The 22,475-nt window shown below is 45.3% G+C and carries 18 protein-coding genes and 1 pseudogene; 10 read left to right on the top strand and 9 right to left on the bottom strand.

The window, feature by feature from the left end:
- Positions 1-264: 264 nt before the first annotated feature.
- The 3 genes from FS373_RS20265 to FS373_RS20255 all read right to left on the bottom strand — a co-directional run bounded on the left by FS373_RS20265 (position 265) and on the right by FS373_RS20255 (position 2,934).
- Positions 265-606 carry an STAS domain-containing protein gene (locus FS373_RS20265; protein WP_144045908.1) on the bottom strand — a complete coding sequence of 114 codons (342 nt, stop codon included), beginning with the start codon at positions 604-606 and terminating at the stop codon, positions 265-267.
- Positions 607-1,140: 534 nt separating this feature from the next.
- On the bottom strand, positions 1,141-1,530 hold the full coding sequence (locus FS373_RS20260; RefSeq protein WP_144045909.1) for an ATP-binding protein: 390 nt from the start codon (positions 1,528-1,530) through the stop codon (positions 1,141-1,143).
- Positions 1,531-1,653: 123 nt separating this feature from the next.
- Positions 1,654-2,934: a PP2C family protein-serine/threonine phosphatase gene (locus FS373_RS20255; RefSeq protein WP_416221774.1), complete on the bottom strand. Its 1,281-nt coding sequence runs from the start codon at positions 2,932-2,934 to the stop codon at positions 1,654-1,656.
- Between the two features lie 339 nt (positions 2,935-3,273).
- Here FS373_RS20255 and FS373_RS20250 point away from each other — a divergent pair, with 339 nt between their 5' ends.
- The 4 genes from FS373_RS20250 (at position 3,274) to FS373_RS20235 (ending at position 10,174) form a co-directional block, all read left to right on the top strand.
- Positions 3,274-4,152: a phosphate/phosphite/phosphonate ABC transporter substrate-binding protein gene (locus FS373_RS20250; RefSeq protein ID WP_144045910.1), complete on the top strand. Its 879-nt coding sequence runs from the start codon at positions 3,274-3,276 to the stop codon at positions 4,150-4,152.
- 91 nt (positions 4,153-4,243) lie between these two features.
- The gene (locus FS373_RS20245) at positions 4,244-7,774 is read left to right on the top strand and encodes a PAS domain S-box protein (RefSeq protein ID WP_152830448.1); all 3,531 of its coding nucleotides are present in this window, start codon (positions 4,244-4,246) and stop codon (positions 7,772-7,774) included.
- An 82-nt stretch (positions 7,775-7,856) separates the two neighbouring features.
- Positions 7,857-9,359: a sigma-54-dependent transcriptional regulator gene (locus FS373_RS20240; protein ID WP_144045911.1), complete on the top strand. Its 1,503-nt coding sequence runs from the start codon at positions 7,857-7,859 to the stop codon at positions 9,357-9,359.
- 59 nt (positions 9,360-9,418) lie between these two features.
- Positions 9,419-10,174: a phosphatase gene (locus tag FS373_RS20235; RefSeq protein WP_144045912.1), complete on the top strand. Its 756-nt coding sequence runs from the start codon at positions 9,419-9,421 to the stop codon at positions 10,172-10,174.
- Between the two features lie 168 nt (positions 10,175-10,342).
- On the opposite strand, the gene FS373_RS20230 is transcribed toward FS373_RS20235, so the two are convergent.
- Positions 10,343-11,809, bottom strand: coding sequence for a capsule assembly Wzi family protein (locus FS373_RS20230; RefSeq protein ID WP_152830447.1), 1,467 nt, complete (start codon positions 11,807-11,809; stop codon positions 10,343-10,345).
- A 120-nt stretch (positions 11,810-11,929) separates the two neighbouring features.
- Positions 11,930-12,588, bottom strand: a pseudogene (locus FS373_RS20225) (LacI family DNA-binding transcriptional regulator).
- Between the two features lie 628 nt (positions 12,589-13,216).
- Here FS373_RS20225 and mak point away from each other — a divergent pair.
- The 3 genes from mak (at position 13,217) to FS373_RS20210 (ending at position 15,730) form a co-directional block, all read left to right on the top strand.
- The gene (gene mak / locus FS373_RS20220; RefSeq protein WP_144045913.1) at positions 13,217-14,107 is read left to right on the top strand and encodes a fructokinase; all 891 of its coding nucleotides are present in this window, start codon (positions 13,217-13,219) and stop codon (positions 14,105-14,107) included.
- A 73-nt stretch (positions 14,108-14,180) separates the two neighbouring features.
- Positions 14,181-14,924, top strand: coding sequence for a YdcF family protein (locus FS373_RS20215; protein ID WP_144045914.1), 744 nt, complete (start codon positions 14,181-14,183; stop codon positions 14,922-14,924).
- Positions 14,925-15,052: 128 nt separating this feature from the next.
- A complete protein-coding gene (locus tag FS373_RS20210) occupies positions 15,053-15,730 on the top strand; it encodes a DUF2982 domain-containing protein (RefSeq protein WP_144045915.1) in 678 nt (225 codons plus the stop codon).
- A gap of 83 nt (positions 15,731-15,813) precedes the next feature.
- Here the strand turns inward: FS373_RS20210 and FS373_RS20205 are convergent, their stop codons facing one another.
- The 4 genes from FS373_RS20205 to galU all read right to left on the bottom strand — a co-directional run bounded on the left by FS373_RS20205 (position 15,814) and on the right by galU (position 18,871).
- Positions 15,814-16,233 carry a bactofilin family protein gene (locus tag FS373_RS20205; protein ID WP_152830446.1) on the bottom strand — a complete coding sequence of 140 codons (420 nt, stop codon included), beginning with the start codon at positions 16,231-16,233 and terminating at the stop codon, positions 15,814-15,816.
- A 134-nt stretch (positions 16,234-16,367) separates the two neighbouring features.
- Positions 16,368-16,853 (bottom strand): ferredoxin-type protein NapF, encoded by a 486-nt coding sequence (gene napF, locus FS373_RS20200; protein ID WP_144045917.1) that lies wholly within the window; start codon positions 16,851-16,853, stop codon positions 16,368-16,370.
- Positions 16,854-16,937: 84 nt separating this feature from the next.
- Positions 16,938-17,951 (bottom strand): UDP-glucose 4-epimerase GalE, encoded by a 1,014-nt coding sequence (gene galE, locus FS373_RS20195; RefSeq protein WP_144045918.1) that lies wholly within the window; start codon positions 17,949-17,951, stop codon positions 16,938-16,940.
- On the bottom strand, positions 17,948-18,871 hold the full coding sequence (gene galU, locus FS373_RS20190; RefSeq protein ID WP_152830445.1) for a UTP--glucose-1-phosphate uridylyltransferase GalU: 924 nt from the start codon (positions 18,869-18,871) through the stop codon (positions 17,948-17,950). The genes galE and galU overlap by 4 nt, the downstream gene beginning before the upstream one ends.
- A 369-nt stretch (positions 18,872-19,240) precedes the next feature.
- On the opposite strand from galU, the gene phhA reads away from it, so the two are divergent.
- The 3 genes from phhA to tyrR all read left to right on the top strand — a co-directional run bounded on the left by phhA (position 19,241) and on the right by tyrR (position 22,234).
- Complete coding sequence (gene phhA, locus FS373_RS20185; RefSeq protein WP_144045919.1) at positions 19,241-20,038, top strand: phenylalanine 4-monooxygenase; 798 nt, start codon at positions 19,241-19,243, stop codon at positions 20,036-20,038.
- Positions 20,039-20,134: 96 nt separating this feature from the next.
- Entirely contained in the window at positions 20,135-20,473 is a 339-nt protein-coding gene (locus FS373_RS20180; protein ID WP_144045920.1) for a 4a-hydroxytetrahydrobiopterin dehydratase, read from the top strand.
- A gap of 222 nt (positions 20,474-20,695) precedes the next feature.
- Positions 20,696-22,234 (top strand): transcriptional regulator TyrR, encoded by a 1,539-nt coding sequence (tyrR, locus tag FS373_RS20175; protein WP_144045921.1) that lies wholly within the window; start codon positions 20,696-20,698, stop codon positions 22,232-22,234.
- Positions 22,235-22,475 lie beyond the last annotated feature (241 nt).

The following is a 22,475-nucleotide window of genomic DNA, read 5'->3' as shown; positions in this document are numbered from 1 at the left end:
CTGACTTGTGACTGTGTTATTTTTGTTTTTACACAGGTTCCTATCTTCATTATCGATCGTGACTAAGCAGACTACGGCTGCCAGGTTTAGTAAGAGAAATATACTGAGTCTCTTGAGCGTATCGCCATCTAATTCTTCCATAATTAGCTCCTAGATATTCTATTATTTTTAGCCCTTAGCGTAATATGCTCTCATTGCTCAATAAGCTATCAAATGTTATCAGTGGGTCTTTTTCCTGTCTTGATGTTCAGTTATTGCTAGCAATCATTGAGTACATATATGTTCGATTGCCGCATCTCGGTCTTCGAAAATGGTGAACACATGATGTAGCCGCGTGAGTTCGATCAGGGCGCGTACTCCAGCCGAAGGAGCGAGCAAGACCACCTCTCCTGAATGTTTCTGGGTGAGTTTATGTGCCGAGATCAAAATAGACAGACCACTGGAGTCGATATATTCCACTTGATGTAGATCCATCACCAGCTTGGTACTGCCAGTTTCAATTTGACGAGAAATAGCGGCTCTGAGTGTAGGCGTCTGAGCCATTATCATCTCCTTAGGTAAGGTAACTAAGCATGCATTTTCGAGTGCCAAGGGAGAGAACTTCATAACTAGCTCCTTAAAAAATTATCTTGTTTTGATCGATACTTAATAATGTATAAAGCACAAGTTAGGCCAAGTCTTAATTGACTGATTATATTGATTTTAAACTCTTGTCGGTGTGTCTTCATGCAAGCAAGGCACTTCGCTCTTGTATAATTTGCCTTGCAATTTGCAAAGCTAGAAACCGTTAAATTTTATAGGAACGTAGGTATTCGATATTGTAGGACCGGCTTTAGCCGGGAGGGTTTTCTGAAAGGTTCTGGTCTAGATACCTCCTACAAGGGAGGTTTTAGGGGATAAGCTCGGGCCTGAAGATTCTTCTAGAGGAGAGAAAACATCATGAAACCTCGGGCCTGAAGACCCTCGTAGGAGCGGCTTCAGCCGCGAGAGAACACTAAACAAGCGGCTACAGATAACCGAACACTTGGTTCACAGAAGGCTGCGCTGACAGTCAAAGAATGAAGACCGGAGCGGCTTTAGCCGCGAGAGAGCCTCGGGTCTGAAGGCCCTCCTACATCTGAAGAACCTCCTAACAGGAGATCAGCGCAATAGGCTTAATCTGAGGTGAGTGCCTGCGACTGAGGCCTGGAACCTCATCTGATCCATCCAGCTCTGTATGATCCATAAGCCTCTCCCCGAGAGTGAGAAAGGAGAGGGGCAATCGACCTGATCGTCTATGGGGGTGTAGGGTGAGTTATCGAGCAGATCTATGGTGATGATCTCTTGATCGCAATGTAAAATTACCACTATCTGTTCCAGACGGCTGTCGGTATGCTCTAAGACATTGGATAATGCTTCAAGAATGCAGGTTATGACTTTAAACCTCTGTTGGGTACGAACGCTGTTTTGTTGTAAAAACTGCTCGAGCTCAGCACATAAGAGCTTACTGCTCCAGATTTTTTGAGATAGATTTAATTGTATGCTGTTCATATCGCCTCCAACTGGCCTGGGCTAACTTGTTTATATTGAAATGTTCGGGTTGAGATCATGTTTCATGGTTTTGTAGATATAACTGATTGATGATTGATTCATCTTGATCCACTTTTTCCTTTTTCATGTTGAGTCCTGGGAACTTATCTGAAAAGTCATTCCACTATCAGAATGATACTGAGCGATATCTATTTCTACTGTATTCAGTTTCGAGGTGGAAATTATCATGATTGAGATATCATCCTGGGGGGAGTTTTGTTGCCAGAGCTCGATGGCGTGACTGAGATGATGCAAGAGAGATTCCGGTGATAGTTGGTGTGCATCGGAGCAGGCCTTGAGCAACCTCTGTTGGCCAAACTCGCCATAGGTGGGGTGTTGGCACTCATATAATCCGTCTGAGTAGAGCATTAGGTGCTGTTCACTGCTTAAGAAGAATGAGTTGTACTGGTATTGAAATTGATTGTCGATTCCTAGGGGAATACCTGAGTCCAGGCTCATCATGGTGGCGCTATCATTATCGAGTAAGATTGGCTGTGGGTGCCCGGCAATCGTTATTCTCACCTGACCACTGTCTGTATTGGCAATTCCCAGAATCAATGTGGCGAACCGCCCGGCATTTTCAGGGTCTTCAAAGTCAGCATTAAGTTCAGTCACAATTAACGCCGGATCTAAGCTGTCCCAGTGACAACTCTTACAGCTAAGCCTCTGGGCTAATGTAAAACTTTGCATCGAAGCTGCGATGCCGTGGCCGGTGACATCGAGCAGATAGAAACCTAGATGAGAATCGTCGATGTTAAAGCATTGGAATATGTCGCCAGCCAGGTCTTGGGCAGGCTGAAATCTGGTAGCCAGACTCCATTGATTGATAAGCTTGCTCGATGTCGGCAGTAACGAGCCCTGCAGCCTGGCGGCGCTATCGAGATCTGCTTGAACTTGTGCTAAGTAGGCTTGCTCCTTAGACAGGGCGTTGTTGAGTGCCAGGTTCTGATCGGTCAGGTGCTGCTGCATCTTGACGATGCGCGCCGCAGCTAACAGCCTCACTTTCAATATGCTAGGTATAAAAGGTTTGGTGAGAAAGTCATCCGCCCCAGATTCGATGCCTTCTACCATGTGTTTTGCCTGGTTGTTGGCGGTTAGCAAGATGATGTAAGGCGGAAATGGTGCCTGCTTGAGCCGTTGGCATAACTGGGGGCCGGTCAAACCAGGCATTCGCCAGTCACTGATCACAATATCGGGCATCTCGCTTTGATATAACTCGATTGCTTCCTCACCGCTAGCGCAGCTCGAGACATCCATTCCCATGCTCCGCAGTAGATTGACAATAAAGTATCGCTCGCTCTGAGTATCTTCAACCAGTAAGACTGAAAGTGTGTCTAACCGAAACTGGACTGCAGCTGTGGACATTCCATGTGTTGCATTTGAAGTCATAAGCAGGCTCATTACCTAACTATGTGGTATCAAGATAAAGGCAATCTTTGTGCCATGGCCTGAGTTTATGACCCTATCTAGTTGTTAGTATTTATAAAGTATTCTGCCTGTGATGATGTTGCTGTATTTGCAAAGGTATTAATTGCAAAATGCAAAAATGTGATACATATTGGATTAACCGATTGTTTTATTATGAGAAAAAGATGTTTCTGCCGAATTTATTGGTATGTGTCTAATGGATGGTGGTACGCCCGCTGAGATTTGGCATAGGCCTTGCTCCAGTATTGAGGATAGTCACTGGTAAGGATACGCATAATGAAAATATCACAATGGCTCAACACACATCTGTTCCTCCCTATTGCCTTGTTTTTTTGTGGTGTTGTCACGACGCAAGCATCTGATACAAAACACACAGTTAACGAATCTTCGATTCTCACATTTGGCGTGGTGCCGCAACAAGCCGCTAGCATGCTGGCAAGAAAATGGTCTCCCTTACTGGCAGCCTTGTCGCAAAATGCAAATTTTCAATTGCATTTTGCGACAGCTCCCGATATTCCCACGTTTGAGAAGCGCTTGGCCAAGGGGGAGTACGATATTGCCTATATGAATCCCTACCACTTTACCGTGTTTAATGAATCACCCGGATATCTGCCTCTGGTAAAAGAGCAAGGTAAAAAAATAAAAGGCATTATCGTCGTTCAGAAAATATCAACGGCTCATTCCCTGTTAGACCTCGATGGACAGTTACTGGCCTTCCCGGCTCCTGCCGCCTTCGCCGCGAGTGTGCTGCCCAGGGCCAATTTGAAGATAAAGGGAATTAACAATCAAATAAAGTATGTGGGATCACATGACTCTGTTTATCTCGCCGTAGCCCAAGGGTTAGTAGCTGGGGGAGGAGGGGTCAAGAGAACCTTTAAAACCATGGATAAAGAGGTGACTAAGCAGCTGCGAGTGCTCTGGGAAACGCCAGGATACACTCCCCATGCAGTGGCTATTCACCCAAGAGTGCCCGTCGGTGTCAGAGAAGAATTAATGATAAAGTTCACTCAATTTTCTTCGACTCAAGAAGGAACCGTACTACTGGAAGGGCTTGGCTTTAAACCTTTCGAAGCCGCCAAGAGCAGTGATTGGAATGATGTGAGAGCCTTAGGCTTAGGGGATTTCTCTAAGCCCTTAGAGACGAATGATAAATAAGCATGAGCCGCTTATTGTTTGTAGATAAGAGATAAGAGATAAGAGATAAGAGATAAGAGATAAGAGATAAGAGATAAGAGGGAGGTTACTAATGACGTTTAGACTAAAAACGGTATTAGGCATCGCGCTAATAGAGGGCGTGCTTTTGATGCTGCTGGTTTATACCAGTGTCGATTATCTCAAGAGCTCTAATCAGGCTGAGATTGAAAAACGTGCCCGTTCAGTTGTGACGCTATTTGCAGCAGCGGCCAAAGATGCGGTTATCAGTACTGATGTCTCTACCTTGCAGGAGTTGTCGAACGAGTTACTCGAAAATACTCAGGTCTTATATGTGGAAATTTATGATCGTAATAACTTGCTCGTAAGAGCGGGAGAACCGGCGTTAATCTCGGCTAACGCTCAAGAAGCCAGTGAAGAGGCACTAGCTAATCTGGGTGGCGGATTTGTCGACATAGAAGACGGTGTACTCGATGTGAAGGCCGACATTATTGAGTCAGGGTTTATGTTCGGTCATGTTGAGCTGGGGATTAGCATCCATGAGTTCGATCTGTTTTTAGCAAAAGCCACAACGCGTTTTAGCTCGATTGCCGGGTTAGAGATGTTGTTGGTTGCGCTTTTTTCTTGGTTATTGGGCAGTTATTTGACCAAAAACTTGAGTGAGTTGAAACGGGCATCTAAGAGAATACTCCAGGGGGAAACTGGGGTACAAATTCCTGTGAATAGCCATGATGAGATAGGTCAAACTACCCGGGCATTCAATCGAATGATTGAAAAAATTGAGAAGAATGCTCAGGAGCTTGAGAGTGCCAACATCCGACTCAGTACGATTTTAGAGGCCGCTGTGGATGGGTTTATCATCATAGATACCAAAGGGATCATCGTTCAGGTTAATCCAGCCGTCGGCCACCTTTTTGGTTATGACCAGGATGACTTGATTGGCCAGAACGTATCCATTTTCATGCCTAGCCACGAACGACACATGCAAAATGATTTCCTGATGCGTTTCATTAACTCTAAAAGAGGGGTGCTACAAGGCAAGGGGAGGGAGCTGGTGGCACAACATAAGAGTGGTAAGCTTTTTCCCATCGACCTGTCTGTCTCTAAGATGTTGATTGATGGCGACGTCATGTTACTGGGCTTAGTGAAAGACTTAAGTGATATAAAACGAAAAGAGGAGGAGGCTAAACGGACCGAGTCTATTTTGCTCGCGACACTCGAGGCGAGCCAAGATGCATTAATAACCATAGATATCACAGGGCGTATTCAAGAGTTCAATGAAGCGGCCAGTCATCTGTTTGGCCATAGTCGTGAACAGGCTCTGGGTGAGATTTTAGAGGATCTGATATTTGTCGATATCGAGAGAAAGGCTTTTAAGGAAGGACTGGACATTTTCAGGAAAACTGGTAGTGGTCCAGCGATAAAGAAGAGCGTAGAACTCATGTCTATTCGGGCCGATGGTACTAACTTTCCGGTTGAGATGAAGATGATCCCGGTACAACTCGGTGATGAGATCTTACTCACCGCCTTCTTACACGATGTTTCAGAGCGTATGCAGTATGAGACTGAGTTAAAACAGGCTAAGGAGCAGGCTGAATTAGGCAGTAAGGCTAAATCCAGATTCCTTGCCACCATGAGTCATGAAATTCGCTCCCCATTGAATGCCGTGTTAGGTGGAGTGGAACTGATGCTTGACTCTAAGCTGAATAAAGATCAACGCATCTATGCACACACGGCTAAAGAGGCCGGTACAGCCCTATTGAGCACCATCAACGATATTTTAGATTTTTCCAAGATTGAAGCGGGACAGATGGTGTTGGAAAATATGAGTTTCTCGCCTGCTAAGATGGTGGCTCAAGTGATGCAAATCTTAGCGCCTAAGGCTAATGATAAAGGGGTCAACTTAGCGACATTTATTAATCGAAATGTCCCGGATCTTGTCAAGGGAGATGCCCAGAGATTGCGTCAGGTACTGCATAATCTCGTCGATAATGCAATTAAATTCTCCAGTGGTGGCTGCATTTCTGTAGAAATGTGGATTCCTGATAGCCATCACCAGGAAGTGCAACTGCACTGTGCTGTCACTGATGAAGGCATTGGCATTAGTCTGCCAGCTCAGAAGAAACTGTTTCAAGAGTTTAGTCAGGTCCATGATCAACATAATACCAACTACAAGGGCACCGGATTAGGCTTAGCCATTTGTTCCGAGTTAATCACCATGATGGGGGGGGAGATCGAGCTGAGTAGTCGCCTTGGACACGGTAGTTGTTTCAGGTTCAACGTACGTTTACAGCTAGAGGAACAAAGAGACAGTTATCTTACCCATATTCCTGCACATGCCAGAGTATTACTGATTCATCCGGATAAGACCTTTTCTCATCTGGTCAGAAAACAGTATAGCCAGTATGGGGTGCAGACCGTCAATGTGAGCCAATTAACGGACATCTTTAAAATCGAAGCAGTGAAAGGCAAGTTTAATCTTATACTGATCGATGACACTAGTTTATCTCAGTTGAGTTTAAACTTATCGAATCAATTTAAGCGCGATTTTCTGTTCGAAGATGGCTTAATTGCTGCACTCATGTCGGGGTTAAGCCCTGAAATGCCTGTGGTCTTGGCCGATATTGGTTTAGAACAAGTGATCAACAAACCCTTGAGCCGAGAGATGTTGCTAGGTTTGCTCAGTGGTGAGAGTCAGGATGAATCAGATATCAGAGAGGTCGAGACCCTATTACCTGAACTGACATTGAGGAACAAACGTCTATTGCTAGCAGAAGACAGCCCCTCAAATCGAGTCATAGCCGGGGCCATGTTAGCTAAATCGGGTTTCGAGGTTGAATTTGCCCATAATGGAAAAGAGGCCGTTAAAATGTCAGCCGAACATAGCTATGGCTTGATATTGATGGATATGCGTATGCCTGAGATGGACGGTGTTGAGGCGACCAGAGAGATATTACTCGCTCGGCCCGATACTGTGATATTAGCCATGACGGCTAATGTGTCGAAAGAGGACGTAGAGTCTTGCCTCGACGCTGGGATGAAAGCCTTTGTCGCGAAACCAGTTAATCAGGTCGAGCTGGTAAAGGCTATTAATAATTGGCTTCCCTCCTCAGATGTCGTTGAGTTGCCAAGCAAACATACTCAGGCAAAAGGGATAAATACCGACAAAGCTTGTGAAGCTAGTGTTCAGGAATTAAGCTTGGTTAAAGAAGCTACGATAGACGACATTATGAATGCTAAAGCTGATAGCCCACAAATGATAGATAATGAAACAGGCATTGTGGACAAATTATTCGATGAGATGGTGCTGTCTGAGCTGGTCGATGCCCTTGGACAAGAGTCTATGAAAGGCATGTTCAATGTCTATCTTCAAGAGACCCACGATCGTTTAGAAAAGTTAAAATCACTGAAACTGTCGATGAATTTTAACGAGATAGATGATCAGGCTCATACCTTGAAAAGCAGCTCTGGGAGTTTTGGTGCCCAAGCCCTCTATGAAGTGGCTAAATGTCTGGAAAAAAGTGCCCGAGATAAAGATAAAAGTGAAGTAGAGTCTTATATGCTAGAAGTACAGGAGATTGGAGAGCAGACCATAAAGGCCTTCAGGCAGCGCTTTGCCGCTTAGATTTGGCGAACTAGATTGATCGATAAGAATATGGGTAAAACCATAAGTAAAGAAATTGATAAAGGAAATAGGTAAAGAAAATATGGAAGTTAAGCACTCATTTACCGTTTTACTTGTTGAAGATAGCATGTCGTTGGGGGCATTGTATACTGAGTATCTACGCTCCGAAGGAGCGAAAGTTACCCATGTTAATCATGGGGAAGATGCGTTAAGTGAACTGACGACTTGGCAGCCGGATCTGCTAGTGCTGGATATCAAGCTACCCGACATGTCTGGCATGGAGATACTGCAGAAAGTTCAATCTCAGTATCCAGATATTACCGTTATTATGATCACCGCCCATGGCACAATTGATCTTGCCGTTGAATCTATGAAATCTGGTGCTTTCGATTTCATTATTAAGCCTTTCGATGCTAAACGCCTCTCCATCACAGTTCGTAATGCGCTGAAACAGAGACAGCTTGTCAATTTAGTCGCCAATTATGAGAAAAGCTTACCTAAGGCCAATTATATGGGGTTTATCGGTGAATCCCTTGCGATGCAAACCGTATATAAGACCATAGATTGCGTCGCCAATAGTAAGGCTTCGGCTTTTATCATAGGAGAAAGTGGTACCGGTAAAGAGGTCTGTGCTCAGGCCATTCATCATGCCGGCAATCGCCGTGATAAACCTTTTATCGCACTCAACTGTGCCTCAATTCCTAAAGATTTGATAGAGAGTGAGATCTTTGGTCATACCAAGGGCGCGTTTACCGGAGCCGTCGCTAACCGAGATGGCGCAGCGACTCGTGCACATGGAGGTACCCTGTTTTTAGATGAAGTATGCGAGATGGAACTTGAGCTTCAAAGCAAGTTTTTACGATTCATTCAAACGGGGATCTTTCAAAGAGTCGGTGGAACCAAGGAGGAGAAAGTCGATGTGCGTTTTGTCAGTGCGACTAACCGGATCCCTTGGGATGAAGTGATAGCCGGCAGATTTAGGGAAGATCTATTCTATCGCTTGCACGTAATCCCCATTGAGTTGCCCGCATTGAGAGTGCGCGGAAAAGATGTGCTGTTACTCGCTCACAAATTCTTAAAAGAATATAACGCCGAGGAAGGTAAGCAATTTAAAAGTTTCAGTGGTGATGTGAAAAAAATTCTACAGACTTATCATTGGCCGGGAAATGTCCGCCAACTGCAAAATATTATCAGACAGATTGTTGTACTTAACTCCTCCGATATTATTGATGAGTCTATGCTACCTACGTTATTTAAATCAGACTCGGGAAGCGGTCAGACTCAAATTAAGCCAGTTATCTCCATCGCGAGTGCTAATCAGGCTTCGGCAATCAAGAACTGTGAGTCACTTGCTATAGATGAGCTGGCTAGAAGCAACAAGTTGCAAGCAGCAGACTCAGAAATAGTTAAAGCTGAAACAATCATTCCACTCTGGCTGTCAGAGAAACAGACGATTGAGGCGGCGATTGAGCAGTGTGATGGAAATGTACCTAAGGCTGCGGCCATGTTAGACATCAGTGCCTCGACTATTTATCGAAAGCGTCAGGGATGGGATGAATTACAAGACGCTGTTTCTGAAAATTAGGCTAAGTGATTATAAAAGCGTAGAATCTTGGGCACTGATAAAGTATAAGAAGAGCCATTATGAAGTACCTTGTTGACACTCACGCCCACACCATTGCCTCTACTCATGCTTATAGTACGGTTCATGATTACATTGCTGTGGCGAAAGAGAAAGGTTTGCGGTTATTTGCGATAACCGATCATGGCCCGGATATGGCCGATGCCCCTCATTTCTGGCATTTTGTCAATTTGAGAGTACTGCCCAGAATTCTAGATGGCGTTGGTATTTTAAGGGGCATCGAGGCGAATATTAAAAATGATGCAGGAGAAATTGACTACTTTGGGGATTACCTGCAAGAGTTAGATATTGTGCTGGCCGGCTTTCACGAACCTGTGTTTCCCCCTGCAGATAAGCAGGCCCACACCCAGGCAATGATTAATACCATCGAAAGTGGCAATGTGGATATTATTACTCATCCGGGGAATCCGGCTTATCCTATCGATATCAAGGCTGTGGCCATCGCTGCGGCCAGATCTCATGTGGCACTTGAAATCAATAACTCCTCGTTTAAGATGTCCCGAAAAGGCAGTGAGGCTAACTGCGTCGCAATCGCAAAAGCCGTTCGAGATGCTGGTGGCTTGCTAGTGATGGGCTCAGATTCTCATGTTGCCTTTAGCTTAGGTGAGTTCTCACAAGCGCTGGAAATCATAGACGAAGCGGAATTTCCTGCTGAGAGAATATTAAATAGAAGTCCAGAGGCGCTGCTCACATTTCTTTCCAAAAGAGGACATAAGACTCTGGATGATTTTGCTGAGCTTTATCAAGAAAGGTTCTAGGAAAGAGGCTCTAGGTTTTATAAAGCTAGAAGGCAATGCCTATTCGATTAGCAGTGTTCTATTAGGTAATATAAAGCGGCTGGCACAAGTGCCAGCCGCTTTATATAAGCAAGGACGCCGACGTCAATTAACTCACGTACCGAGCGTCACATGACATAGGAGCTTATATTAAAAACTTCTTTCCCAGGCGGCGTACACCGTCGTATCCCAGTCATCACCACCGCTAGTCATATATTCACTATAACCTAAGGTGCCACCGACTTTTAGCGTACCTTCATAGAAGGGTCTGTGATAGCTGGTATCGAACTGAACCATACGTTCATACTCGCCAGGTGATACCGGGTTGCCCCCCTCTGGATTAGAAGTATCTGTGCCATCGAAGTTGAGTTTTAGGTACCTCAGCTTGTTGGTGATACTTTGCCCGCCACCAAGTTGGGTGATCCCCCCAACAACTAATGTACGTGAATCATTGTCATAGGTACTGCCTAAGCTCTTGCCATAGTAGCGGTAGCCATTTTTGTAGAAGCCGTGCTCATACATGCAGTTGTAAATCTTGTCATCAAGGCCACAAGAGGCTGCCGTGTCAGCATATTCGATGAAGATTCGGGTATTGATATTGGCCAACACGAAGTCAATCCCGCCCATGTTAGACGCGTTAATCAGCTTGTTCTTACCGTTATGATAATCTTCATGGGTACGCTCATAGTAGATACCGTAGGGGATACCGAAGGCGGTATCTGACCAGCGAAAATCATAGCCGGCGAGCATGTTTTCCTGGCCATTTTCAAGGTCTGCCTCATTTCCACCACCATTAGCTAACCCATCCCACCAGTCACTTAAGCTATTGCCGTAGCCTTCACCGCCCCATTGCATGGTCCAGGAGAAGCCGACCTCCAATTTTGAGATGGGTCTGAGTGTACCGCGAGCGCCCCAATGCCTGGCTTCAGGCACGTAACGGTCGCTCTCCATTTGACTAAAACTGGTGGTGAACGTCCATGGACCAACCCAGTTGAGCCAAGGTGTTTCGAAGGCTTGGCTGTTATTGCGGCTAAAGGTGATGCCTGGCATAGGTCTGGCGTTGGTGGTTTGAATGAGACCCGTATCCCAACCTGGTCCCCAGTACTTTTGCTGGGCACCGGCGCTGACAATCCAGTTACCTAGCATGACGGCGGCGAAGCTGTTATCTAAACGCGCGCTATTTCCATCGATAGGATCGTAATGATAGCTGGCAGAAACTCTGCCACTGAACCAGTCTTTGGTGACTTCGGCATTCAATGTGGTTTCCGCTTTATCTCGGTAGTCATGACCAAAACCTAGAAAGCGAGCATTATCTGTTGCCGCTGCCAGTTTCACTTCGGCATTAAAGCTCTGATGATCTTTGTTATAGGCGGCCATAACACGGTCATAAGCGCTGGCCTGCATTGATGATAATTTTTCAACTTCAGCCTTATCCATATCTTGCTTTAGCCCTGCCCACATCAAGGGGTAGGTCGTCACTGGCTGCAAAATAATGCCGGTATCGGCGAGCAATTGAATGTCGGCTCTTAGGGCAAGGTCGTCAGGTTCGACCCACCAGGCGGCTTGTGCCGATGCACATGTAAGAAGTAGCAGTCCAGATAATATTTTGAGTTTCATTGTGATCCCTTATGTCATTGGCGGGAATTCTAAGGGATTTAAGTCATGTGTGACAGTATTGAGATGATAAACAGTGAAAAATATATTTTTTGTATCGTTGAGATTTGACGCATGTTTGTTTTATGTGTGTTTTGTTTTTGATGTGGATTTGGAAAGAGATGAGTGAATAAAGAGATGAAACATATTCTCAATCGATAATGATTTGTTTTTATAAGTGTTTCTTAGGATCCATCGAGCCGCCATATGTCCCATCTCTGTGAGAGGGTAATCGATTGTTGAGAGTTTGGGATAGATATAATTGGCTAAACTGATATTGTCGAAGCCCACAATGTATATCTGCGAAGGAATATCGACATTGAATTGCCTGGCAGCATCCATGGCTCCTGCGGCCATCTCATCGTTAGCACATATAAGTGCGGTAAAGGATTGCTCTGCTTTCATCAAGGCTTTAAATCCTTGGCTGTCACCTATTTCCAAGTTGTCTCCCTCATAAACCAGAGAGAGGGTAAACTCTAAGACTCTGCTAATGCCTGTTTGTGACCCACTCATCATGGCACTGTAGAAGGGATCGTGTAGCTCAGGAAGTAGCACTCCGATACTATTAGAGCGACTGGAGGCGAGAGATTGAGCGATAGCGTTCGGCCTGTAATCAAGTTGTTTCATGGCATTGAGCACTTTCTTCTCGGTTTTTCACTCACCTTAGTATTTTTATTCATTACTCTGGAGACCGTGGCTAACGATACTCCAGCTAGCACAGAGACATCATAAATTGTTGCCATATTTTTCCTTATTGTTCTTTCATGATTATTTTCTGTTATGTTATTCTTTAACTTGCTGATTTACCCATGTTTATCCAAGTTTGTTGGCCTTGCCTTTAAGTAGGTCAAGATTCCTACCTAAGGGATTGCTCCATTGAGTGCATCACCTATAGTTTGATTTTGTTTGCTGCTAAGCGGGTAAAACATTACTAATACAGCAGCGCTAAATGCAAACATGGCAGGGTTCTAACTCATGAGAAGTTACCCAGCCAATGCTTTTATGGTGCCGACTTCAGCCTGGAATCCTCTGTATGAAAATACCTTGGATCGGGTGAAAAGTGCTCATTTTTCTTCTAGAAAGAGGGTGATGACTCGATATCGAACCCGAAAGCTAAAATCTCTATTTTAGCTCAGTCGATGGTGAATACGATTGCAGTAGACTAAGGTGACTATCTTTCACTTGTGGCTTAACTTAATCTGGTGAGTATAGATGAGGTCAACTAGTACTTTTTCGATGTACTTTGATGAAAATGTTATTAAATATCTTAGAGGTTTACAGGCATAGTTATTATGCGTGCAATAAAAGTTGAGCGTGCCAGTCAGGCTAAAATAGTTAGCATTAATAAAGAGTCGATAGTGGAGTAAACAGATGTTGCGAATGGGCGTTGATCTTGGTGGGACTAAAATAGAGCTGGTAGCCTTGAATGCACAGGGGAAAGAGCTGTTTAGGAAACGTTTACCTACACCTAGGGAGTATGAGGCTACACTCGATACCATAGTAAGTCTAGTGGAGGAAGCCGAGACTAGATTGGGCATGACGGGAAGTGTCGGTGTTGGCATCCCAGGTGTTATCTCGCCCTTTTCAGGCTTAGTCAAGAATGCAAATTCGACCTGGATTAATGGCAAACCTCTGGATATCGATTTAGGTCTGCGTTTGAGTCGTGAAGTCAGGGTCGCTAATGATGCTAACTGTTTCGCCGTCTCTGAAGCCACCGATGGTGCGGGCGCTGGCAAAGGTGTGGTGTTTGGCGTCATCATAGGCACAGGCTGTGGCGGAGGTATCGCCATCAATGGCCGGGTACACAGTGGCGGCAATGGGATATGTGGTGAGTGGGGCCATAACCCGCTGCCATGGATGTCGAAAGAGGAGTTTAATTCCACCTCGTGTTTCTGTGGTAATCATGACTGCATCGAGACCTTTATTTCCGGCACTGGCTTTGTGCGTGATTATAACCAGGCCGGAGGCAATGTGACCAAAGGCTCTGAGATCATGGAGTTGGTCGATGCCGGTGATGTTCGGGCTGTGGCAGCGTTTGAGCGCTACTTAGACAGGTTGGCCAGATCCCTTGCCCATGTGATCAATACGCTAGACCCTGATGTGGTCGTGTTGGGGGGAGGCATGTCCAATATCGATGCCATCTATCCTAAATTACCCGAAATATTGGCGAAATATGTACTTGGCGGCGAGTGTCGTACCCCAGTGGTGCAGAACCTTTATGGTTGTTCATCTGGAGTGCGGGGTGCCGCCTGGCTGTGGTAATAAAGTACCTAAAGCTGCAGAGATAACAACTTATGTTAGACTAGCCCAAAATTCGATTCACTGGGCTAGCAACATGATGTTTTGGCTTAAAAAAGCAATCTCGCAACTCTTTATGCCAATTCCTTTGGTTGTTCTCTTATTGCTATTTTGTATCGTTATGCTGAGGAACCGTAAACTGGTTCGTTTTGTATTGGCTGTCGCCATTGTCATTCTAGTTTTCCTGAGTAGCTCGGTGGGGAGTAATTTATTAACGGCTTCTCTAGAAAACCAATATAAAGTCAATAACCAAGCAATCGGCGCCGGCTGTTTAGTTATGGTACTCGGCAGTGGCCATGATGATGAGATCCCCGGGGCCGCCGTTCATCAGTTATCTGCCACGGCTTTGGCTAGATTAACCGAGGGGGTGCGCCAGTATCAATTGGGCAAAGATTGTATTTTGATTGTCAGCGGATGGGGAGGAAGTGCATCTAATACCCCTCATGCTAAAATCATGGCTGAATCTGCCATGCAGCTTGGGATCCCTAAAGATCGAATTATTACTTTCCCATTAGCTAAAGACACCATAGAAGAAGCCCAATATCTTAAATGGGATGTGGGTACCTATCCATTTAGGCTTGTCACCTCGGCGACTCATATGCCAAGATCTATGGCCATTTTTCAAAGCCAAGGTTTACGCCCGGAAGCCGCCCCCACAGACTTTATCACCAGACAAGGTTATTGGTGGCAGCTGGATGCTAATAATTTACTCTCTTCTCAGCGCGCCATTCATGAATATGTCGGCAGGCTCTGGTTTAAGCTTAAATATGAAAGTAATTAGGCTTGTGTAAAAAATTGAAACCCAATAGCAATAATAGATCTTTTTAGGATAACTCTTGGATATTGAATTAGTACAGATCAACTCGAAATTGAAACCCAATAGCAATAATAGATCTTTTAGGACAATTCTTGGATATTGAAGCGGTACAGATCAACTCGAAATTTAAGCGTAATAGCAGAACCTTGACTTTAGTCGGCGCGATACTACTGACAATCGGCATAGGCTTGTTTTTGTCTTCTACAGCCATGTTTGCCCCAGGTATGCTCTGCTTCTCATTAGGAGTGATATCTTTAGTGCTCGGGGTGTCCAAAATTCTTGAGCCTGAAATCAGCCTGGAGCTTAACCAGCAAGGGCTTAAATATCACCACAGACGCGGCAGTATTTTTATCCAGTGGGATAATGTACAGAGAATAGACATTCCCCGTGGGCTCGACGGTTTCGAGTCTATCCCATTGCCATACATAGGCCTCAAGCTCAAGCGAATCAACCCAGTCCTGGATATCATCCCCGGTCGACTGGCCACAGGCCTGTTAACCGAGCAGCGACCATTGCTGATGTCTGCGGTCACCCTGGATGAAGACTTAATTGAGTTGGAAACCTATATGAACTCAGAGTTTACCCCATTAGTGGTCAATGATGAGCGCTACAGAGGTGTGTTGGCTATGTTCGGTCACAGATGTGAAATGTTAAGTAAAAACATGGGGTTTCATATTTATATCCCCATAGACTGCCTGGACAGACCCGCAGATGAGTTTGTGAAACTGCTCAGAGAATACCTGTTAAAGGTAAGGCAACTCCAAGAATAAGTGTGTCGCTGGAGTAGGCGCCATAGGAAGGCGCCTGGAACTATGTTTCCACAGATGATGATTGTGAGTTGCGCTGGGTTAATTCAGTTTGCTTGCAGCTCACCTTGAATATCTGCTTTAGGCTCAGTGTGACTGTCTTCGCCTAGTGAGATCGTGTTCAATAAAGCGATATCTTCTCTTACACGCATACCGATAAACTGACCTCCCTCAAATATCTCCATAGATTCACAGGCTATTTCACCTTCAACTGTGCCTGTGCTGGTGATATTGAGCTTTTTACATTTTAGCTTGCCCTTGAAGTTACCTGAGACTTTTAACTCCTCACAGTTTACTTCTCCATCAACATAGCCATCCACTTCTATGGTGATTTTTCCCGTTGAGCTCACTTTTCCGTACACTTCACCACCTATGAGTGCTTCTCCGGCAAAGTGACTCTCGCCTGAGAGTTTAGTGCCCTGGGCCACGAAGGTAAGTCCTGTGCTGCTTTTCTTATTTCCGAACATAATGCTCTACAAATAGGTCATGAATAAACTGATATTAACCTTAAATTTACAGTAAACAAACCACTAATATTTGGCACATTTAAGTCATTTTTTTGGCTGTGGCTTGTTTTACTTAGCTAGAGCAATAGCTAAGTTTATTGGTTGAGGGACAGTAATTTGATGGCATTTGTGGGGCAGGGGGCTGCACAGGCGCCGCAGCCGGTGCATAGACCTGTGTCTATCATAGGTTTAGGCGCCTGGCCTATGGCGGATTCAAAGCTGATGGCGCGCTCATCGCAGGCATCTTTACAGCTTTGGCACCAGACGCCTTTATACGCCAGACAGGTCTCCTGTACCACAGCCTTTAACTTCCAGGGGGCTTGTTCGGTATCGAGAAACAAGGGCTCGGGGCAAACTTCGGCACACTTCTTACAGAAGGTACACTCGTCATCGGCAAAGTTAATCTCAGGAAAACCACCATCACCCCGGATAATTATCTGTGTCTCGCAGGCCTTGATGCACTTATCACAGCGGGTGCAGATATCGGTAAACTCGATATCTGTTTTACTCCATGGCGGCCGTATGGCATTGGACTTTTTTCGACTGAAAAGGCGTCGACGACTCTGATTAATATTACTCATTTGATACTGCTTCATTAAGTGAAAAACTAAGGTCCTGGAACCATCTTATATTCAAGCCTAGAACCTAGGACCTTAACTTATAGTCTATTGCCCATAGCCGTTAGGATTACTCGACTGCCAGTGCCAGCTGCTACTGGCCATATCTTCTAGGCTATGAGTCGCTTTCCAGTTAAGTTCGCTCTGGGCTTTATCTGGGTTGGCATAACAAGCGGCAATATCTCCTGGGCGGCGTGGGACAACTTGATAATTGATGGGCTTACCGCAGGCCTTCTCAAAGGCTTTCACCATATCGATGACGCTGTATCCTTGGCCTGTACCTAAGTTATAGGTTACTAATCCAGATTGAGTGTTGAGTTTATCTAACGCCCTTAGATGACCTACGGCCAAGTCGACCACATGAATATAATCACGAACCCCGGTGCCATCATGGGTGTCATAATCATCACCGAATACACTGAGTTTATCACGTTTTCCCACGGCTACCTGAGCGATAAACGGCATCAGATTGTTGGGTATATCATTAGGATCTTCACCTATACGGCCACTTGAGTGGGCGCCCACAGGGTTAAAATATCTCAGTCTGGCTATGTTCCAGCTTGGGTCTGAATGATGCAGATCTTGTAATATATGTTCGACCATCAACTTGGATTGACCATAGGGGTTAGTTGCACCTGTGGGAAAGTCTTCGGTGATAGGTAGGCTGGCAGGATCGCCGTAAACCGTGGCCGACGAGCTAAAAACGAGATTTTTGACATCGTTAGCCGCCATGACTTCGCATAGCACTAAGGTGCCGGTGACATTGTTCTCATAATAGCGTAATGGCTGGGCCACAGATTCACCAACGGCTTTGAACCCAGCGAAATGGATCACAGATTGGATTTTATGGTCGCTGAATACCTTCTGCAGGAAGGCTTTATTGAGCACATCACCTTGATAAAATGTGACTGTTCTTCCGGTGATCTCTTCTACTCTATGTAAGGCTTCGATGCTTGAGTTAACTAAGTTGTCGACGATTACCACGTCTTGTCCCGCATTTAACAGCTCTACCACTGTATGGCTACCGATATAACCCGCGCCACCTGTGACTAATATGGTCATGACTGCTTTTCCTCGTTTAGCTCTGATACTAGATTGATTAGGTATTGTTTGAAATCTTGGCCTATCTCTTTATGGCGTAGGGCATGTTCTATGCCTGCCTGCATATATCCCAACTTGTTGCCGCAATCGTGGCTCTTTCCCTTCATGTAATAGGCATTTACCGTCTGCTTTTCCATCATCATAGCGATGGCATCGGTGAGTTGAATCTCATCCCCCGCACCTGCAGGAGTCTTAGCCAGTAATGGCCAAATATCTGCGGGTAGGATGTAACGCCCGACGACGGCGAGGTTTGATGGAGCCTCATCTATGCAGGGTTTCTCGACCAGCTGAGCTAAAGGTGCCGAATCACCGGGTGTTAACTGATGGCCATTGACGTCGGCGATACCATATTGATTGACTTGCTCTAAAGGCACGCCTTCAACCATGATCTGGCCGACATTGGTTGAGTTAAATAACTGCACCATTTCAGCCAGGTTATCTTGACTGAGGTCGCAGCTGGCTTCATCGACGATAACATCGGGTAATAGTACGGCAAAGGGCTCATCTCCGACCACTGGCTTAGCGCATAAAATAGCATGGCCTAATCCTTTTGCCTGGGCTTGCCTGACACTGATCACAGTTACACCGGGCGGACAGATTGACTGCACTTCGGTTAATAGTTGGCGCTTCACTCGTCTTTCTAGCTGGGCCTCGAGTTCGAAACTGGTATCGAAATGGTTTTCAATCGGATTCTTACTGGCATGGGTAACCAGAACGATTTCATTGATACCTGCGGCTATGGCTTCATTGACAACATATTGAATTAGCGGCTTATCGACGACGGGCAGCATCTCTTTTGGAATGGCCTTCGTCGCTGGAAGCATCCTTGTTCCTAGTCCCGCAACCGGGATCACAGCTTTACGTATTTGCGCTTGTTTCATTTTTATCCTTTGCTCAGTTGCCTAATTCGGTTGCAAAATCAGCTTAACGTGCTGAGTTTAGTCGCTTATCACGAATTTAGTCAGTGATAATTACAGCCTCATTGCTCTATTTTAATAAACTGACAAGGAAAAGCCATGTTAATAGCCTACTTAGGAGTAAAAGTGTGTTTCTATAATATTCCGTAAAGTTAAAGGTACAGGTAAATGTCATTAGTTTTAGTCGTTTGTGATACTCACTACTTAGGCTGTAACAAAAAGGTTACAAAGGAGGCGTGGATTTAGGCAAAGAATAAACTGTGAGGGAGTTAACAAAAAAGCTCGATTGATCGAGTATGAATAAGGGAACCATAATGAGTAATGTAAAAAGACATGAGTAAAAATACAGAGTATGTGGCTCGATTACCAGATGCAGATGGTCACATAGATTACCCTCAAGCAGAACATGAGATCTGGCAAGCCTTGTATTCGAGACAATTGGGGAATTTATCTGAATACGCCTGCAACGAGTATCAACAAGGTCTGATTGATTTGGGCTTATCGGACAGTAATATTCCACAGCTGCAGGATATCGATAAGGTGTTGTTAGATACGACGGGCTGGAAAACCGCTGCCGTGCCAGCATTGATCTCTTTCGAGCGCTTCTTTGAGCTGCTGGCTAATCGAGAGTTTCCTGTTGCCACCTTTATCCGCAGTAAAGATGAATTTGATTATTTAAGAGAACCAGACATTTTCCATGAGGTGTTTGGCCATTGTCCCCTGTTGACCAACGCGTCGTTCGCTAAGTTTTCACATACTTATGGAAAATTAGGTTTGTCGGCTAGCAAGGAGGACAGGGTATTACTGGCTCGTTTGTACTGGTTTACCGTCGAGTTTGGTCTGATCCGCAATCGAGACGATTCATTGTCAATCTATGGCGGTGGTATATTGAGCTCACCGGGAGAAACCTTATATGCGATGGGGGGTGAGCCACAGATTAAACCTTTTAACCTCGTTGATGTGTTAAGAACACCTTACCGCATCGATATCATGCAGCCTGTCTATTATGCCGTCGATGGCTTATCGTTTCTCGATGAAATCGTTGAGATGGATATCATGGGAGCCGTAGCAGAAGCTAAAAAGCTAGGCATGTTTGCTCCCCTGTATGAGCCGAAATCTAAAGCCAGCTAAGTGATACAAAAGCCTGCTAGTAATATAAAAGAAATTTATCTACTAAGTGTCATATTTGTCACTTAGTTTAAGATCATTAAATAAGAAGGAAGAATAATGTCCAAGTTATCGGAAATGAAATGTGAGGCGTGTCAGGCCGACGCACCTAAAGTCTCTGACGGTGAACTCGCAGAGCTGATAAGAATGATCCCCGATTGGGGAGTCGAAGTGCGTGATGGTGTGATGCAGTTAGAGCGCGTCTACAAGTTCAAAAATTTTAAACTTGCCATGGTATTCACCAATGCTCTGGCGGAACTGGCCGAGGCAGAATTTCATCATCCGGGGATCTTAACTGAATGGGGCAAGGTCACTGTGACTTGGTGGTCTCATTCAATCAAGGGGCTACATAAGAACGATTTCATCATGGCGGCCAAGACCGACCAGTTAGTAAACTAACACTTATTAATATAAAATCAGTAGGTTAGTTTATCTAGCCTGCTCATTTTTTTCAAAACAGCTCCTCGTACTGTAAACAAGACTTGCCACATTTATCATAACCTTCTAACGTATAAGCCTTTGATGAACTGCTGAAAGCCGAGTTTCATATTTGAAATAGACGGCTTTTTATTTGTGAGTTATCCCAATAACGATATTATTAATAAAGGGAAATTTGACAGTATGCGCCTTGAAGTATGTTGTTTGGACCGGGTCGGTCTGGCCAAAGACATTTTGATGATTTTAGAAGGTTACGGCATCAACCTTATCGCGATAGATGCCAGTAACCAAGGTTTTCTCTATCTCCAGTTCGCCGAAGTCAATTTCGATGTGCTCAGCGAGTTATTGCCCCTGATCAGGAAAGTGGAGGGAGTGCATGATGTCCGCACCGTCTCCTTTATGCCATCGGAGCAGGAGCATTACGCCTTAAAAACTTTGCTCAAAACTCTGCCCGACTCTGTGTTTTCTCTCGATGTGAAAGGCCGGGTGCGGATCGTGAATGAATCTGCACTCATGACTGTGGGCATGGCCGAACATGAAATAATAGATGAACCGCTCAACCACTGGGTTCAGGGGTTTAACTTTAGTCGTTGGCTCAGTGAGGGCTTAGTGCTGGCTCAGGCGACCCGAGTCAACATAGGACAAAATGAATATCTAGCCGAGATGCTACCCATCTATCTGCCTGATGAGAATGAGAAAAGCATACTCGCAGGCGCTGTAGTCTCGTTGAAATCGCCAGCGCGAGTGGGCAAGCAGTTCAATGCTCTTCAGAGTCAAACTGTGGGTTTTGAGAACGTTCTTGTGACCAGTGACAAGATGAAAGAGGTGCTGGTTCAAGCACGTCGTATGGCTCAACTCGATGCGCCTCTGTTGATCACCGGGGAGACGGGGACAGGTAAGGAGCTGATGGCCAGGGCATGTCACGATGCCAGTATGCGTAGAGAGCATCCCTTTATCGCCATCAACTGCGCGGCCCTGCCGGACAGTGCCGCCGAAGAGGAGTTGTTTGGCTTCGTCAGTAACGGCACTGTGGTGAAAAGAGGTTTCTTCGAGGAGGGCAAGGGCGGTACTGTCTTTCTCGATGAGATTGCCGAGATGTCTAAATCGGCTCAGGTTAAGCTGCTACGCTTACTCCAGGACGGAACCTTCAGACGGTTAGGTGGGGACAATGAGGTGAGAGCCGATGTCAGGATCATCTGTTCGACTCAGAAGAATCTGGCTGAGTTGTGTCAGACCGGCGAGTTCAGAGAAGATCTGTTTTATCGAATCCATGTATTGAGTTTTCATATGCCTTCACTGCGTGACCGCAAGGTTGATGTGATCCCGCTGACGGAGATGTTCCTCGAGCATTATAGCCAACAACTGTCTATTCCAATCAGGCGTATTTCGGCTCAATGCCGGGAGCATTTACTCAACTATGCCTGGCCGGGGAATGTTCGTCAGCTTAAGAATGCCATCTTCAGGGCTGTGTCTATGTGGGATGGCTCTGCCGAGTTATCGGTGGAGCACCTGAAATTGCCTTCCTACGCGGAAGGATTCGGTTATTTTGACCATCAATTTGAGGGAAGTTTAGATCAGGCGATGAAACAGTTTGAATCCAGCCTGCTAAGACGACTCTACCCAGCTTATCCAAGCACGCGTCAGTTGGCTAAGAAGCTGGGGGTTTCACACACTGCTATCGCCAATAAGCTCAGAGAGTATAAGATCAGCAAGCAAAAATAGATGTAAAAGCTTATTGCCACGTGGTGACGTTTTTTTCAGCATGTTTTCGGTGAAAAGCCCCTATTTTAGCTGGGTGGAATGAGTGTAATTATATCTTTACGGAATAGGGGCTTATCGAGGCTCATGTGATTTCGGTCACGCTATTCCTATCTGGCTATGCTTAAGGTACTTATATAGCCATTATTGCAATAGACATGACACCCGACTGAGATCAGAACTCAGTCGGGTGCAGATTTAGGAT

This window comes from Shewanella sp. YLB-07 (assembly GCF_009377275.1).
Note: the sequence above shows the minus strand (reverse complement) of the source record. Positions and strands in the feature narration are given on the sequence as shown.

Excerpts from the sequence above, each read along its gene's own strand:
- tyrR (WP_144045921.1), top strand. The coding sequence starts at position 20,696 with ATGCGCCTTGAAGTATGTTGTTTGGACCGGGTCGGTCTGGCCAAAGAC.
- FS373_RS20265 (WP_144045908.1), bottom strand. The coding sequence starts at position 606 with ATGAAGTTCTCTCCCTTGGCACTCGAAAATGCATGCTTAGTTACCTTA.
- FS373_RS20260 (WP_144045909.1), bottom strand. The coding sequence starts at position 1,530 with ATGAACAGCATACAATTAAATCTATCTCAAAAAATCTGGAGCAGTAAG.
- FS373_RS20235 (WP_144045912.1), top strand. The coding sequence starts at position 9,419 with ATGAAGTACCTTGTTGACACTCACGCCCACACCATTGCCTCTACTCAT.
- FS373_RS20215 (WP_144045914.1), top strand. The coding sequence starts at position 14,181 with ATGATGTTTTGGCTTAAAAAAGCAATCTCGCAACTCTTTATGCCAATT.
- galE (WP_144045918.1), bottom strand. The coding sequence starts at position 17,951 with ATGACCATATTAGTCACAGGTGGCGCGGGTTATATCGGTAGCCATACA.
- galU (WP_152830445.1), bottom strand. The coding sequence starts at position 18,871 with ATGAAACAAGCGCAAATACGTAAAGCTGTGATCCCGGTTGCGGGACTA.
- FS373_RS20255 (WP_416221774.1), bottom strand. The coding sequence starts at position 2,934 with ATGTCCACAGCTGCAGTCCAGTTTCGGTTAGACACACTTTCAGTCTTA.
- napF (WP_144045917.1), bottom strand. The coding sequence starts at position 16,853 with ATGAGTAATATTAATCAGAGTCGTCGACGCCTTTTCAGTCGAAAAAAG.
- phhA (WP_144045919.1), top strand. The coding sequence starts at position 19,241 with ATGAGTAAAAATACAGAGTATGTGGCTCGATTACCAGATGCAGATGGT.
- FS373_RS20240 (WP_144045911.1), top strand. The coding sequence starts at position 7,857 with ATGGAAGTTAAGCACTCATTTACCGTTTTACTTGTTGAAGATAGCATG.
- FS373_RS20245 (WP_152830448.1), top strand. The coding sequence starts at position 4,244 with ATGACGTTTAGACTAAAAACGGTATTAGGCATCGCGCTAATAGAGGGC.
- mak (WP_144045913.1), top strand. The coding sequence starts at position 13,217 with ATGTTGCGAATGGGCGTTGATCTTGGTGGGACTAAAATAGAGCTGGTA.
- FS373_RS20180 (WP_144045920.1), top strand. The coding sequence starts at position 20,135 with ATGTCCAAGTTATCGGAAATGAAATGTGAGGCGTGTCAGGCCGACGCA.
- FS373_RS20250 (WP_144045910.1), top strand. The coding sequence starts at position 3,274 with ATGAAAATATCACAATGGCTCAACACACATCTGTTCCTCCCTATTGCC.
- FS373_RS20205 (WP_152830446.1), bottom strand. The coding sequence starts at position 16,233 with ATGTTCGGAAATAAGAAAAGCAGCACAGGACTTACCTTCGTGGCCCAG.
- FS373_RS20230 (WP_152830447.1), bottom strand. The coding sequence starts at position 11,809 with ATGAAACTCAAAATATTATCTGGACTGCTACTTCTTACATGTGCATCG.